Below are 14,963 nucleotides of genomic sequence, written 5' to 3' on the forward strand. Positions count from 1 at the left end.
AGCAAAACCAACAACAACCTTTCGCCAGAAAGTCTTTGCCCAGGGTGTTCGAATAATGAATCCACAAGAACTGAAGTCCATCCTCTCCCACGGTCTGCTGTCTTTCCCCGTGACCGATTTCAACGCCCAGGGTGATTTTCACCAGGCCGGCTATATCAAACGTCTGGAGTGGCTGGCCCCCTACGGTGCCACGGCGCTGTTCGCTGCCGGCGGCACCGGTGAGTTTTTCTCCCTCGCGGCCAGCGAATATTCCCAGGTTGTGAAAACGGCGGTGGATACCTGCGCCACCAGCGTGCCGATCCTCGCCGGTGTCGGCGGTTCGACCCGTCAGGCCATCGAATACGCTCAGGAAGCCGAGCGCCTCGGTGCCAAAGGCTTGCTGCTGCTGCCGCACTACCTGACCGAAGCCAGCCAGGACGGGGTTGCCGCCCACGTGGAAGCGGTGTGCAAGTCGGTCAAGATCGGCGTGGTTGTCTACAACCGCAACGTCTGCCGCCTGACTGCACCCTTGCTGGAGCGCCTGGCCGAACGTTGCCCGAACCTGATCGGCTACAAGGACGGCCTGGGTGACATCGAATTGATGGTGTCGATCCGCCGTCGTCTGGGCGACCGTTTCAGCTACCTGGGTGGCTTGCCGACTGCAGAGGTTTACGCCGCTGCCTACAAGGCCCTGGGCGTGCCGGTGTACTCCTCGGCGGTGTTCAACTTCATCCCGAAAACCGCGATGGACTTCTATCACGCCATCGCCCGTGACGATCACGCCACTGTTGGCAAGATCATCGATGACTTCTTCCTGCCGTACCTGGACATCCGCAACCGCAAGGCCGGCTATGCGGTGAGCATCGTCAAGGCCGGCGCCAAAATCGTCGGCTACGACGCAGGCCCGGTACGCACGCCTCTGACCGACCTGCTGCCGGAAGAATATGAAGCCCTGGCCGCGCTGATCGACAAGCAAGGTCCGCAATAACTTATCTATAAGGCCGCTGAGCAATCAGCGGCCTTTTGCGTCAGGAGAAGATTCGTGTCCCAAGCCAAACGTTTTGAGAACTACATCAACGGCCAATGGGTGGCCGGCGCTGATTATTGCGTCAACCTCAACCCGTCGGAGTTGTCCGATGTCGTCGGCGAATATGCCAAGGCGGATGTCGCCCAGGTCAACGCCGCTATCGATGCCGCCCGCGCCGCGTTCCCGGCCTGGTCGACTTCCGGCATCCAGGCCCGCCACGACGCGCTGGATAAAGTCGGCAGCGAAATCCTCGCCCGCCGCGAAGAGCTTGGCACGCTGCTGGCTCGGGAAGAGGGCAAGACCCTGCCTGAAGCCATTGGCGAAGTGACCCGCGCCGGGAATATTTTCAAGTTCTTCGCCGGTGAGTGCCTGCGCCTGTCCGGCGACTACGTGCCGTCGGTGCGACCGGGCGTCAATGTCGAAGTCACCCGCGAAGCCCTCGGCGTGGTCGGCCTGATCACCCCGTGGAACTTCCCGATTGCCATCCCCGCGTGGAAAATCGCCCCGGCCCTGGCCTACGGCAACTGCGTGGTGATCAAGCCGGCGGAGCTGGTGCCGGGCTGCGCCTGGGCCCTGGCGGAAATCATCTCCCGCGCCGGTTTCCCCGCCGGTGTGTTCAACCTGGTGATGGGCAGCGGGCGTGTGGTCGGCGAGGTGTTGGTCAACAGCCCGAAAGTCGACGGCATCAGCTTCACCGGCTCGGTCGGTGTGGGGCGTCAGATCGCGGTCAGCTGTGTCTCGCGCCAAGCCAAGGTGCAGTTGGAAATGGGCGGCAAGAACCCGCAGATCATTCTCGATGACGCCGACCTCAAACAGGCCGTCGAGTTATCGGTGCAGAGCGCGTTCTATTCCACCGGCCAACGTTGCACCGCCTCCAGCCGCTTGATCGTGACGGCCGGCATTCATGACCAGTTCGTCGCGGCCATGGCCGAGCGCATGCAGTCGATCAAGGTCGGCCACGCGTTGAAAAGCGGCACCGACATCGGCCCGGTCGTCTCCCAAGCCCAGTTGGATCAGGATTTGAAATACATCGACATCGGCCAGAGTGAAGGTGCGCGGCTGGTGAGTGGCGGCGGCCTGGTGACCTGCGACACCGAGGGCTACTACCTGGCGCCGACGCTGTTTGCCGACAGCGAAGCCGCCATGCGGATCAGCCGCGAAGAGATCTTCGGCCCGGTGGCCAACGTGGTGCGCGTGGCGGACTACGAGGCGGCGCTGGCCATGGCCAACGACACCGAGTTCGGTTTGTCGGCGGGCATCGCCACCACCTCGCTGAAATACGCCAACCACTTCAAGCGCCACTCCCAGGCCGGGATGGTGATGGTCAACCTGCCGACGGCTGGTGTGGACTATCACGTTCCGTTCGGCGGCCGTAAGGGCTCGTCCTATGGTTCGCGTGAGCAAGGTCGCTATGCGCAAGAGTTCTACACCGTGGTGAAAACCAGCTACATCGGCTCGTAACACTGTAGGAGCGAGCTTGCTCGCGAAAAATCTCAACGAATACGCAGGCATTCAGGGCGCGCGCGGTGCCTTTGAGTTTTTCGCGAGCAAGCTCGCTCCTACAGGGGCGGCGTCCGGCAACACATAAATATCACCCGCAAAAAAAAATAATTAGTGGGAGTACTTCTACATGCAAGCGACCAAGCCGACCCATGTCCGCTATTTGATCCTGCTCATGCTGTTCCTGGTGACTACGATCAATTACGCCGACCGGGCCACCATCGCGATCGCGGGTTCCAGCCTGCAAAAAGACCTCGGCATCGACGCGGTCACCCTCGGTTACATCTTCTCTGCATTCGGTTGGGCCTACGTGGCCGGGCAAATTCCCGGCGGCTGGCTGCTCGATCGGTTCGGCTCGAAAAAAATCTATGCCCTGAGCATTTTCACCTGGTCACTGTTCACCGTGCTGCAAGGCTACGTCGGTGAGTTCGGTATCTCCACGGCGGTCGTGGCGCTGTTTATGCTGCGCTTTATGGTCGGCCTGGCCGAAGCGCCGTCCTTCCCGGGCAATGCACGGATTGTGGCCGCCTGGTTCCCCACCGCCGAACGCGGTACGGCCTCGGCGATCTTCAACTCGGCGCAGTACTTCGCCACGGTGCTGTTCGCGCCGCTGATGGGCTGGATCGTCTACAGCTTCGGCTGGCAGCACGTGTTTATCGTGATGGGCGTGATCGGCGTTGTTTTCTCACTGATCTGGCTGAAAGTTATCCACAGCCCGCGCCAGCACCCGATGATCAACGAAGCCGAGTTCAATCACATCGCGGCCAACGGTGCGTTGGTCGATATGGATCAGGACAAGGGCAAGGGTAAGAAAACCGACGGCCCGAAGTGGGATTACATCCGCCAGTTGCTGACCAACCGCATGATGCTCGGCGTGTACCTGGGCCAGTACTGCATCAACGGCATCACGTACTTCTTCCTGACCTGGTTCCCGGTGTACCTGGTGCAGGACCGTGGCATGACCATTCTCAAGGCCGGTTTCATTGCCTCGTTGCCAGCGATCTGCGGGTTTATCGGCGGTGTGTTGGGCGGGGTGATATCCGACTACCTGCTGCGCAAAGGCCATTCCCTGACCTTCGCCCGCAAGGCGCCGATCATTGGCGGCCTGCTGATCTCCAGCAGCATCGTGGCCTGCAACTATGTGGATATCGAGTGGATGGTGGTGGGCTTCATGGCCTTGGCCTTCTTCGGCAAAGGCGTTGGCGCACTGGGTTGGGCGGTGGTGTCCGACACGTCGCCGAAACAAATCGCTGGCCTCAGTGGCGGCCTGTTCAACACCTTCGGTAACCTGGCGTCGATCACCACGCCGATTGTCATCGGCTACATCATCAGCACCACCGGTTCGTTCAAATGGGCGCTGGTGTTTGTCGGCGCGAATGCGCTGGTGGCGGTGTTCAGTTACCTGGTGATTGTCGGCCCGATCAAACGCGTGGTGCTCAAAGAGCCGCCAAGCCAAGGGCCTGAGTTGACCCACCTTACCCAAGCGCATTCCTGAAGGGGCCGTGTGATGCAGTTGATTGAACATGCCGACTCGCCGCGCTCGATTCGCTTGCACGAGCGCGACAACGTGGTGATCGTGGTCAATGACCAGGGTGTACCGGCCGGGACCGAGTTCCCGGACGGTCTGGTGACCGTGGATTTCATTCCACAAAGCCACAAAGTGACCCTTGAAGATATCCCTGTAGGCGGCCGGATTATTCGCTACGGCCAAACCATCGGTTACGCCCTGGCGCCGATTCCACGCGGCAGTTGGGTGCAGGAAGATCAACTGCGCATGCCCACCGCGCCGCCGTTGGACAGCTTGCCGCTGTCTACCGAGGTGCCTGAGGCCCAGGCGCCGCTGGAAGGGTTTACCTTCGAGGGCTATCGCAATGCCGACGGTACGGTCGGCACGCGCAATATCCTCGGCATCACCACCACGGTGCAGTGCGTCACCGGTGTGCTGGACCATGCGGTCAAGCGCATCAAGGACGAATTGCTGCCCAAGTACCCGCATGTCGATGACGTGGTGGCGCTGACCCACAGCTACGGCTGCGGGGTGGCGATCACCGCGACGGATGCGTATATCCCGATCCGCACCGTGCGCAACCTGGCGCGCAACCCGAACCTGGGAGGCGAAGCCCTGGTGATCAGCCTGGGCTGCGAGAAATTGCAGGCCGGGCAGGTGATGCACGACAACGACAGCTCCGTCGACCTGAGCGAGCCGTGGCTGTATCGGCTGCAGGATTCCAGCCACGGGTTTAGCGAGATGATCGAGCAGATCATGGCCCTGGCCGAGGTGCGCCTGAAGAAACTCGACCAGCGCCGCCGGGAAACCGTGCCGGCGTCCGAGCTGATCCTGGGCATGCAGTGCGGCGGCAGTGATGCGTTTTCCGGCATCACCGCCAACCCGGCGCTGGGGTTCGCTTCGGACTTGTTGCTGCGAGCGGGGGCGACGGTGATGTTTTCCGAAGTCACCGAGGTGCGTGATGCCATCTACCTGCTGACTTCTCGTGCGCAAACCAAGGAAGTCGCCGAGGAACTGGTACGGGAAATGGACTGGTACGACCGTTATCTGGCCAAGGGCGAGGCGGATCGCAGTGCCAACACCACGCCGGGGAACAAGAAGGGCGGGTTGTCGAATATTGTCGAGAAGTCTCTGGGCTCCATCGTCAAGTCCGGCAGCAGCGCGATCAACGGGGTGCTCGGCCCGGGTGAGCGCTTCAAGGGCAAAGGCCTGATCTTTTGCGCCACGCCCGCCAGCGACTTCGTGTGCGGCACCTTGCAACTGGCGGCGGGGATGAACCTGCATGTGTTCACCACCGGGCGCGGCACGCCTTACGGGCTGGCGATGGCGCCGGTGGTGAAGGTCTCGACCCGCACGGAGCTGGCGCAGCGCTGGCCGGACCTGATCGATATCGACGCCGGGCGCATCGCCACCGGGCGCGCGACCATTGAGGAGTTGGGGTGGGAGTTGTTTCACTTCTACCTGGATGTGGCCAGCGGCAGGAAGCAGACGTGGGCGGAGCAGCACAAGCTGCATAACGACATTACGTTGTTCAATCCGGCGCCGATTACCTGAGACCGAGTCGCCTTCATCGGGGGCAAGTCGAATCGTCGCACCGCCCCTCCCACACTGAGTCTGCGTCAGACACACAACGAATGATATGTGGGAGGGGGCTTGCCCCCGATAGCGGTCTATCAGGCGCCATTGGGCCGTATGGCTTATCATTAGCCCCCTAACGACGCCCACCAAGGTTCTCCCCGGCATGCTGGCTATCTTCCTCACCACCCTCACCATCACCGCGCCGGTGTTTGCCATGTTGTTCCTCGGTGTGCTGCTCAAGCGCATCAACTGGATCAACGACAGCTTTATCCACACCGCATCGTCCCTGGTGTTCAACGTCACCATGCCGGCGCTGCTGTTTCTCGGCATTCTGCATGCCGACCTGCATTCGGCGCTCAAGCCGGGTTTGCTGATCTATTTCGCCGTCGCCACGCTGTTGAGCTTTGCGCTGGCCTGGGGCTGGGCGATTTTCCGCTGCAAGCGTGAAGACCGGGGCATCTACACCCAAGGCGCGTTTCGCGGTAACAACGGGGTGATCGGCCTGGCACTGGCGGCCAGTATGTACGGTGATTACGGCATCTCCCTCGGCGCGATCCTCGCGGCGTTGGTGATCCTGTTCTACAACACGCTGTCGACCATTGTGCTGGCGGTGTACAGCCCGGTGATCAAGTCCGACCCGTGGAGCATCTGCAAAAGTGTGCTGGCCAACCCGCTGATCATCAGCGTGATTGCGGCCGCGCCGTTCGCCTATTTCCAGATCGGCTTGCCGGGCTGGCTGGAAAAATCCGCGCAGTACCTGGCCGACATGACTTTACCGTTGGCGCTGATCTGCATCGGCGGCACCTTGTCGCTGGCGGCGTTGCGCAAGAGCGGCAACATGGCGTTGAGTGCGAGCTTGATGAAGATGATCTGGCTGCCGGTGGTCGCCACGCTGGGGGCGTGGTTGCTCGGGTTTCGTGGGCCGGAATTGGGGATTCTGTTCCTGTACTTCGGCGCACCGACCGCGGCCGCGAGCTTTGTGATGGCCAGGGCGGCCGAGGGCAATCATGAGCTGGCGGCGGCGATTATCGTGATCACCACCTTGATGGCGGCGGTGACCACGAATATCGGGATCTTCGTGTTGCAGGCGGGTGGCTGGATCTGAATCTTGTGATCGCTATCTGAGCGTCACGGCTTGTCTGCCTGATACGCCTCAATCACTTCCTGCGCCGCGCGAAACGCCTCGATTGCCGCCGGCACGCCGGCATACACCGCGCAATGCAGCAGCGCCTCGCGGATTTCCTCCACGGTGCAGCCATTGTTCAGCGCGCCGCGCACGTGGCCTTTGAGTTCCTGCGGGCACTTGAGCGCGGTGAGGGCGGCGAGGGTGATCAGGCTGCGTGTCTTCAGCGGCAAGCCGTCGCGGTTCCACACGCTGCCCCAGGCATGTTCGTTGACGAAGTCCTGCAGCGGCTGGGTGAATTCGGTAGCGTTGCCCAAGGCGCGGTCGACGAACGCATCGCCCATCACCTGACGACGCATTTCTACCCCTGGCTTTTTCTGATCGGTCATTGCGATTCCCTCTTGTGTTGGCGGCGCCAGGCTCGCAGCGTGCTGAACAACAGGAAAGCCACCAGCACTGGCAGGACGTAATACAGCATCAGTTGTTCGAGTTTGTTGGCCAACGGCATGCCGGTGGTGAATGCCATCACATGCAGCCCATACGCGAGGTACAGCCCCAGCAGCACCAGGCCTTCGGCACGGGTCACGCGGTAGCCGGAATAAAACACCGGCAGGCACAGCACTACCACGCCGAGCATCACCGGCAGGTCGAAATCCAGGGCATTGGGCGACACCGACAGCGGCGAGGGCGCGAGCAGTGCGGTCAGCCCCAGGACGCCCAGCAGGTTGAACAGGTTGCTGCCGATCACGTTACCCACGGCGATTTCCCGCTGGCCGCGCAGGGCTGCGATCAGCGAGGTGGCCAGGCACGGCAGCGAAGTGCCGACGCCAATCAGCGTCAAGCCGATGATGCGCTCCGACAGGCCCAGATCGCCCGCCACATCCACCGCCGCACCCAGCAACAAATGCCCGGCCAGCACCAGCACCAGCAATCCGCCGAACATCAGCAATACGCTGCTCAACCAGGGCGCCTTGGCCACGGTGTCCAGCGTGCGCGGGCGACGTGAATGGCGGGTCTGATAGTGCAGCACGCCGAGGTAGGCCAGCAAGGCCACCAGCAGCAGCGAACCGTCGAGCGGCGTCAGTTCTTCATTGGCCGCCAGGGTAAATACCAGCAGGCCGGCGAGGATCATCACCGGGATATCCAGGCGCACCAGTTGCCGCGAGACCCGCAGCGGAACGATCAGCGCCGACAGGCCCAGGGTGACGAGGATGTTGAAAATGCTGCTGCCGATCACGCTGCCCACCGCAATGTCGGTGTTGCCGGCCAGGGTGGCTTGCAGGCTGACGGTCATCTGCGGCGCACTGCTGCCGAAGGCGACGATCGTCAGGCCAATGATCAACGGCCGGACCTTGAGGCTGGCAGCCAGGCGCACGGCGGCGCGCACCAGGATTTCGGCGCCGACGATCAGCAACACCAGGCCGCTGATCAATTCGATCAGGCTCCAGGGCGAGAGGGCGGTTAATCCGTAAATGGCCAGGGCTCCGTCTTCAATTGCTCAGGGCTTGCACGCGCACCCGTGCGGTGCCGCTGCTCAGCATGCCCAGTTGCGCGGCGGCCTGGCGTGACAGATCGATCAGTCGCCCACGGGTGTGCGGGCCGCGATCATTGATGCGCACCACCACGGATTTGTCGGTATCGAGATTGGTCACCTTGACCTGCGTGCCGAAAGGCAGGCGCCGATGGGCGGCGGTCAGGGCGTTCTGGTTGAAGGGTTCACCGCTGGCGGTTTTTTTGCCATGGTGTTTGGCGCCGTAATAGGAGGCGGTGCCGGTTTCGTCGTAGCCGTTGGGGTCGATGAGGCCGCTGGCGCAACCGGCCAGCAAAGAGAACAGGGCTAAAAGGCCAAGTAAGCGCTTCATTATCAAGGTGCCCTCATCACAAATGTGGGAGGGGGCTTGCCCCCGATAGCGGAGTGTCAGTCACTACTGTTTTGACTGAATCACCGCTATCGGAGACAAGCCCCCTCCCACAGGAGGTCCGAGTCGAGCATGAAATCTCACTCGGACCGCTCATCGCTATCAGCCTTCGAGCTTGCTTTTCAGCAGTTCGTTCACCTGTTGCGGGTTGGCCTTGCCCTTGGAGGCTTTCATGGCCTGGCCGACAAAGAAGCCGAACATCTTGCCGCGCTTGGCTTCGTCTGCCGCGCGGTATTGTTCGACCTGTTCCGCGTTGGCCGCGAGCATTTCATCGAGCACGGCCGAGATGGCGCCGCTGTCGGTGACTTGCTTGAGGCCGCGCTTGTCGATGATCTCATCGGCATTGCCTTCACCGCCGGCCATGGCTTCGAACACGGTCTTGGCAATTTTGCCAGAGATGGTGTTGTCTTTGATGCGCAGCAGCATGCCGCCCAACTGCTCGGCCGAGACTGGCGCTTCGTCGATTTCCAGGCCCTGTTTGTTCAACAGGCTGCCCAGCTCCACCATCACCCAGTTGGCCGCCAGCTTGGCGTCACCGGCGATGCTCACGACTTTTTCGAAGTAGTCGGCTTGCTCACGGCTCGAAGCCAAGACGCTGGCGTCGTAGACCGACAGGCCGAACTGCGCCTGGAAGCGCTCGCGTTTCTGCGGCGGCAACTCCGGCAGGGTGGCGCGCACGTCATCGAGGAACGAATCCTCGATGACCACCGGCAACAGGTCCGGGTCGGGGAAGTAACGGTAGTCGTTGGCTTCCTCTTTGCTGCGCATGGCGCGGGTTTCGTCTTTGTTCGGGTCGTACAGGCGGGTTTGCTGGATCACCTTGCCGCCGTCTTCGATCAGTTCGATCTGGCGACGCACTTCGGTGTTGATCGCCTTCTCGATGAAACGGAACGAGTTGACGTTCTTGATCTCGCAGCGGGTGCCGTACTCGACCTGGCCCTTTGGCCGGACCGACACGTTGCAGTCGCAGCGCAGCGAGCCTTCGGCCATGTTGCCGTCGCAAATGCCCAGGTAACGCACCAGCGCGTGGATCGTCTTGACGTAGGCCACGGCTTCCTTGGCGTTGCGCATGTCCGGCTCGGACACGATCTCCAGCAGCGGCGTGCCGGCGCGGTTCAGGTCGATACCGGTGGCACCGTTGAACTCTTCATGCAGGCTCTTGCCGGCGTCCTCTTCCAAGTGCGCGCGGGTCACACCGACACGCTTGATGGTGCCGTCTTCCAGCGGGATGTCCAGGTAGCCCTTGCCGACAATCGGCAATTCCATCTGGCTGATCTGGTAGCCCTTGGGCAGGTCCGGGTAGAAGTAGTTCTTGCGTGCGAACACGTTATGCTGGCCGATCTCGGCGTCAATCGCCAGGCCGAACATCACCGCCATGCGCACCGCTTCCTGGTTCAGCACCGGCAACACACCGGGCATGCCCAGGTCTACCAGGCTCGCCTGGGTGTTGGGTTCTGCGCCGAACGTGGTGGCACTACCGGAGAAAATCTTCGATTGGGTGGCGAGCTGGGTATGAATCTCCAGCCCGATCACAACTTCCCATTGCATAGTGTTCTCCTCAGAAGCCGGTAGGGGTGCGAGTGTGCCAGTCAGTGTTCAACTGGTACTGGTGCGCCACATTGAGCAGGCGGCCTTCCTGGAAATACGGGGCAAGCAATTGCACGCCGACCGGCAGGCCATCGACGAAACCGGCGGGCATGGACAAGCCCGGCAAGCCCGCGAGGTTGGCGGTGATGGTGTACAGGTCTTCCAGGTACTCGGCGATCGGGTCGCCGGTCTTGGCGCCGATCTTCCAGGCCGGGTTCGGCGTGGTCGGGCCGAGGATCACGTCGACTTCTTCAAAGGCCGCCATGAAGTCGTTCTTGATCAGGCGACGGATTTTTTGCGCCTTGAGGTAGTACGCGTCGTAGTAACCGGCCGACAGGGCGTAGGCACCGACCATGATCCGGCGCTGCACTTCGACACCGAAGCCTTCGCCACGGGAGCGTTTGTACAGGTCGTTGAGGTCTTTCGGGTTTTCGCAGCGGTAACCGAAACGCACACCGTCGAACCGCGACAGGTTGGAGGACGCTTCGGCCGGGGCGATCACGTAGTACGCCGGAATCGCGTGCTGGTTGTTCGGCAGGCTGATGGGCTTGATCACGGCGCCGAGCTTTTCCAGCTCCTTGACGCTGTTGTGGACCAGTTCGGCGATACGCGGGTCGAGGCCGGCGCTGAAATATTCTTTTGGCACGCCGATGCGCAGGCCTTTGAGCGAGGTGTTGAGGCTGGCGCTGTAGTCCGGCACCGGCTCATCGATGCAGGTGGAGTCCTTTGCGTCGAAGCCTGCCATACCTTGTAACAATATTGCGCAGTCTTCGGCGGTGCGTGCCAGTGTGCCGCCCTGATCAAGGCTGGAGGCATAGGCGATCATGCCCCAGCGGGACACGCGACCGTAGGTCGGCTTCAGCCCGGTGAGGTTGGTGAACGCGGCGGGCTGGCGGATCGAGCCGCCGGTATCGGTGGCCGTGGCCGCCGGCAGGAAGCGCGCGGCAACCGCCGCCGCCGAACCGCCGGATGAACCGCCTGGCACGCAGTCCAGGTTCCACGGGTTTTTCACCGCGCCGTAGTAGCTCGACTCGTTGGCCGAGCCCATGGCGAATTCGTCCATGTTGGTCTTGCCCAGGGTCACGGCCCCGGCGGCGGCCAGCTTGGACACCACGGTGGCGTCGTAGGGCGCCTTGAAGTTGTCGAGCATCTTCGAGCCGCAACTGGTGCGAATGCCCTGGGTGCAGAACAAGTCCTTGTGGGCGATCGGTACGCCCAGCAGCGCGCCGTTCTCACCGTTGGCGCGACGTGCGTCGGCGGCCTTGGCCTGGCTCAAGGCCAGCTCCTCGGTGAGGCTGATGAAGCTGTTGACCTTGGGGTCGAGCGCGGTGATGCGCGCGAGCAAGGTCTTGGTCAGCTCTTCGGATGAAAACTTTTTGTCGGCGAGACCGCGGGCGATCTCGGCCAGAGTCATGTGATGCATGAAAGGCTCTTTCCCTTTAGTCGATGACTTTCGGAACCAGATACAGGCCGTTTTCGACCGCTGGCGCGATGGACTGGTAGGCCTCGCGATGATTGACTTCGGTCACGACGTCTGCGCGCAGGCGCTGGCTGGCTTCCAGCGGGTGAGCCAGGGGCTCGATGCCGTCGGTATTTACGGCCTGCATTTGGTCAACCAGCCCGAGAATGCTGTTCAGGGCTGCGGTGGTCTGTGGAAGATCGGCATCATTCAGGCCAAGCGAGGCCAGATGTGCGATTTTTTCCACGTCGGAGCGTTCAAGCGCCATGGGATTCTCCAGTGGAAAACAGAACGGAGGGCGTCCGTGTGTTAGATTGTCGGAACACTACCGCATTTCTACGGTCATATGGCCGCGATTGTGGGGGTTGGTGCGTAGAAAGTCGGCCAATTTAGCACATTGGCGCCTTGCCCAAAATCCCTGTCGTTGTTAGAGTTTGCCGCACTTTTTTACCCACGCGTTGCCTAGGGTCCTTTCCCCATGTTCAAGAAACTGCGTGGCATGTTTTCCAGCGATCTTTCCATTGACCTGGGCACTGCCAACACCCTTATTTACGTGCGCGAGCGCGGTATCGTCCTGAATGAGCCATCGGTTGTGGCTATTCGGACCCATGGTAATCAGAAAAGTGTCGTTGCCGTTGGCACCGAGGCCAAGCGCATGCTCGGCCGAACACCAGGCAATATCGCTGCCATTCGTCCGATGAAAGACGGCGTGATCGCCGACTTCAGTGTCTGCGAGAAGATGCTGCAGTACTTCATCAACAAGGTTCACGAAAACAGCTTTCTGCAGCCCAGCCCTCGTGTGCTGATCTGCGTTCCGTGCAAGTCCACCCAGGTGGAGCGTCGTGCCATCCGTGAATCGGCGCTTGGTGCCGGTGCCCGTGAAGTGTTCCTGATCGAAGAGCCAATGGCTGCTGCGATCGGTGCCGGCCTGCCGGTTGAAGAAGCGCGCGGTTCGATGGTGGTGGATATCGGTGGTGGTACCACTGAAATCGCCCTGATTTCCCTGAACGGTGTGGTGTATGCCGAATCCGTCCGTGTTGGCGGCGACCGCTTCGACGAAGCGATCATCACTTATGTGCGTCGCAACTACGGCAGCCTGATCGGCGAATCCACCGCCGAACGCATCAAGCAGGAAATCGGCACCGCTTATCCGGGCGGCGAAGTGCGCGAAGTCGATGTTCGCGGTCGCAACCTGGCCGAAGGCGTGCCACGTGCTTTCACCCTGAACTCCAATGAAGTGCTGGAAGCTCTGCAAGAGTCCCTGGCCACCATCGTTCAGGCGGTGAAGAGCGCCCTGGAGCAATCGCCGCCGGAGCTGGCTTCCGATATCGCCGAGCGTGGCCTGGTACTGACCGGTGGTGGCGCCTTGCTGCGCGACCTCGACAAGTTGCTGGCCCAGGAAACCGGTCTGCCGGTGATCGTCGCCGAAGACCCGCTGACCTGCGTCGCCCGTGGCGGTGGCCGTGCACTGGAAATGATGGATAAACACACCATGGACCTGCTCTCCAGCGAATAAGTGGTTGCTGGTAAGCCCATGTTTCGCCCGCAGGCAGCACTTTGCAGTGCTGCCTGTTGGCGTTTATCTTCTTCAATCTGCATCCAGGCCGGTTAGATGCCGTATGAATAGAGAGAACATTTGCCTGGGAGGAGCGGCCTATTAAACCGCTTTTCGCCAAAGGCCCCTCATTGGGCGTGCGCTTATTGGTGCTGGTCGTGCTTTCGGTCGCGCTGATGGTGGTCGATGCCCGCTTTGCACTGCTCAAGCCCGTGCGTAGCCAGATGTCGCTGGTGTTGATGCAGACTTACTGGATCACCGACCTGCCGCAACGTCTCTACCAGGGCGTGGCCAGCCAATTCGGCAGCCGCACCGAGCTGGTCGCCGAGAACGAAAAACTCAAGACTGAAAACCTGCTGCTGCAGGGGCGCATGCAAAAGCTGGCGGCCCTCACCGAGCAGAACGTTCGGCTGCGCGAGTTGCTCAACTCCTCCGCGCTGGTCAACGAGAAGGTCGAAGTCGCCGAGTTGATCGGCATGGACCCCAACCCCTTTACCCATCGCATCATCATCAACAAGGGTGAACGCGACGGTGTGGTCCTTGGGCAGCCGGTACTCGACGCCCGTGGCCTGATGGGCCAGGTGGTCGAGTTGATGCCCTACACCTCGCGGGTATTGCTGCTGACGGACACCACCCACAGCATTCCGGTGCAGGTCAACCGCAACGGCCTGCGTGCGATTGCCAGCGGTACGGGTAATCCGGAGCGTCTCGAACTGCGGCATGTGGCCGACACGGCGGATATCAAGGAAGGCGACCTGCTGGTCAGTTCCGGCCTGGGCCAACGCTTCCCGGCGGGTTATCCGGTGGCGACGGTCAAGGAAGTGATCCACGACTCCGGCCAGCCCTTCGCTATCGTCCGCGCCGTGCCGACTGCCGCGCTGAACCGTAGCCGCTACCTGCTGCTGGTGTTCAGCGACAACCGCACCCCGGAAGAACGTGCCAACGACGCCGCTCAGGCTCAGGAAGCGGAAGACAAGCGTAACGGCACCGCGCCGATCATCCCGGCGACCGTGCCAAAACCTGCGCCGGCTACACCGCCTGCAACTGCGCCGGCGGCGGCTGCGCCCGTGGCCACGCCAGCCAAGCCGGTCGCTCACAGCACTCGCCCGGTGAAACCGGCTGCGACCAAACCGCCGGCCGCCCAGCCTGCTACCACGCCGCCCGCAGCGAAGCCGCCGGCCGCCGCCCCGGCAACCACGCGGCAGAGGGAGGAATAATGGCCGGTACTCATTCGCACAATGGCTGGATCGTCTGGCTGACCTTTGCCCTCGGCTTGCTGCTCAGCGTTTCGCCGCTGCCGCAGTTCATGGAAATCCTGCGCCCGCTCTGGCTGGCTTTGCTGCTGGCATTCTGGTCGCTGAACCTGCCGCATCAAGTGGGCATGGTCACGGCGATGTTTCTGGGCTTGGCGGAAGATGTGCTCTATGGCACCTTGCTGGGGCAGAACGCGTTGATCCTGACCCTGATCACTTTCCTGGTGCTCTCGTTGCAGCAGCGTCTGCGCATGTTCCCCATGTGGCAACAGTGCCTGGTGATCCTGGTGATCTTCGGCTTGGCGCAGTTGGTGCAGCTGTGGCTCAGTGCCTTGACCGGTAACCGACAGCCGACCTTGGCGCTGGTGTTGCCGGCCCTGGTCAGTGCGTTGCTGTGGCCGTGGGTCAGTTTCGGTCTGCGTGGGTTACGTCGTCGCTATAAAATCAATTGAATGGATTGCGAGGCTCTGCCTGGT

General features: G+C 61.7%; 14 protein-coding genes. 8 read left to right on the plus strand and 6 right to left on the minus strand.

Features of this window, described 5'->3' with window-relative positions:
- The first annotated feature begins 55 nt into the window (after positions 1–55).
- The 5 genes from kdgD (at position 56) to U5A08_RS04470 (ending at position 6,696) form a co-directional block, all read left to right on the plus strand.
- Positions 56–967: a 5-dehydro-4-deoxyglucarate dehydratase gene (gene kdgD / locus U5A08_RS04450; RefSeq protein WP_017845414.1), complete on the plus strand. Its 912-nt coding sequence runs from the start codon at positions 56–58 to the stop codon at positions 965–967.
- A 54-nt stretch (positions 968–1,021) separates the two neighbouring features.
- The gene (locus U5A08_RS04455) at positions 1,022–2,467 is read left to right on the plus strand and encodes an aldehyde dehydrogenase family protein (protein WP_253393400.1); all 1,446 of its coding nucleotides are present in this window, start codon (positions 1,022–1,024) and stop codon (positions 2,465–2,467) included.
- 169 nt (positions 2,468–2,636) lie between these two features.
- Positions 2,637–4,001 (plus strand): MFS transporter, encoded by a 1,365-nt coding sequence (locus tag U5A08_RS04460; RefSeq protein WP_253393401.1) that lies wholly within the window; start codon positions 2,637–2,639, stop codon positions 3,999–4,001.
- A 12-nt stretch (positions 4,002–4,013) separates the two neighbouring features.
- Positions 4,014–5,567 carry a galactarate dehydratase gene (gene garD / locus U5A08_RS04465; RefSeq protein ID WP_321850506.1) on the plus strand — a complete coding sequence of 518 codons (1,554 nt, stop codon included), beginning with the start codon at positions 4,014–4,016 and terminating at the stop codon, positions 5,565–5,567.
- Positions 5,568–5,754: 187 nt separating this feature from the next.
- On the plus strand, positions 5,755–6,696 hold the full coding sequence (locus U5A08_RS04470; RefSeq protein WP_253393403.1) for an AEC family transporter: 942 nt from the start codon (positions 5,755–5,757) through the stop codon (positions 6,694–6,696).
- 23 nt (positions 6,697–6,719) lie between these two features.
- Here U5A08_RS04470 and U5A08_RS04475 read toward each other — a convergent pair whose 3' ends face one another.
- The 6 genes from U5A08_RS04475 to gatC all read right to left on the minus strand — a co-directional run bounded on the left by U5A08_RS04475 (position 6,720) and on the right by gatC (position 11,947).
- Positions 6,720–7,103, minus strand: coding sequence for a carboxymuconolactone decarboxylase family protein (locus U5A08_RS04475; RefSeq protein ID WP_253393404.1), 384 nt, complete (start codon positions 7,101–7,103; stop codon positions 6,720–6,722).
- Positions 7,100–8,146, minus strand: coding sequence for a calcium/sodium antiporter (locus tag U5A08_RS04480; protein ID WP_321850510.1), 1,047 nt, complete (start codon positions 8,144–8,146; stop codon positions 7,100–7,102). Before U5A08_RS04480 ends, U5A08_RS04475 begins: the two co-directional genes overlap by 4 nt.
- Positions 8,147–8,204: 58 nt before the next feature.
- Positions 8,205–8,576: a septal ring lytic transglycosylase RlpA family protein gene (locus tag U5A08_RS04485; protein WP_253393406.1), complete on the minus strand. Its 372-nt coding sequence runs from the start codon at positions 8,574–8,576 to the stop codon at positions 8,205–8,207.
- Between the two features lie 159 nt (positions 8,577–8,735).
- Positions 8,736–10,181, minus strand: a complete 1,446-nt coding sequence (gene gatB, locus U5A08_RS04490) for an Asp-tRNA(Asn)/Glu-tRNA(Gln) amidotransferase subunit GatB (protein WP_253393407.1) — start codon at positions 10,179–10,181, stop codon at positions 8,736–8,738.
- 10 nt (positions 10,182–10,191) lie between these two features.
- Positions 10,192–11,643: an Asp-tRNA(Asn)/Glu-tRNA(Gln) amidotransferase subunit GatA gene (gene gatA, locus U5A08_RS04495; protein WP_321850511.1), complete on the minus strand. Its 1,452-nt coding sequence runs from the start codon at positions 11,641–11,643 to the stop codon at positions 10,192–10,194.
- A gap of 16 nt (positions 11,644–11,659) precedes the next feature.
- Positions 11,660–11,947, minus strand: a complete 288-nt coding sequence (gatC, locus tag U5A08_RS04500; protein WP_253393409.1) for an Asp-tRNA(Asn)/Glu-tRNA(Gln) amidotransferase subunit GatC — start codon at positions 11,945–11,947, stop codon at positions 11,660–11,662.
- Positions 11,948–12,157: 210 nt separating this feature from the next.
- Between gatC and mreB the strand changes: the two genes are divergently transcribed.
- The 3 genes from mreB to mreD all read left to right on the plus strand — a co-directional run bounded on the left by mreB (position 12,158) and on the right by mreD (position 14,939).
- Positions 12,158–13,195 carry a rod shape-determining protein MreB gene (gene mreB / locus U5A08_RS04505; protein WP_002555108.1) on the plus strand — a complete coding sequence of 346 codons (1,038 nt, stop codon included), beginning with the start codon at positions 12,158–12,160 and terminating at the stop codon, positions 13,193–13,195.
- Positions 13,196–13,335: 140 nt separating this feature from the next.
- Positions 13,336–14,451 carry a rod shape-determining protein MreC gene (mreC, locus tag U5A08_RS04510; protein WP_307513648.1) on the plus strand — a complete coding sequence of 372 codons (1,116 nt, stop codon included), beginning with the start codon at positions 13,336–13,338 and terminating at the stop codon, positions 14,449–14,451.
- Positions 14,451–14,939 carry a rod shape-determining protein MreD gene (gene mreD, locus U5A08_RS04515; RefSeq protein ID WP_253393411.1) on the plus strand — a complete coding sequence of 163 codons (489 nt, stop codon included), beginning with the start codon at positions 14,451–14,453 and terminating at the stop codon, positions 14,937–14,939. The genes mreC and mreD overlap by 1 nt, the downstream gene beginning before the upstream one ends.
- The last annotated feature ends 24 nt before the right edge of the window (positions 14,940–14,963 follow it).

This window comes from Pseudomonas paraveronii (assembly GCF_963681955.1).
GTDB classification, from domain to species: domain Bacteria; phylum Pseudomonadota; class Gammaproteobacteria; order Pseudomonadales; family Pseudomonadaceae; genus Aquipseudomonas; species Aquipseudomonas paraveronii.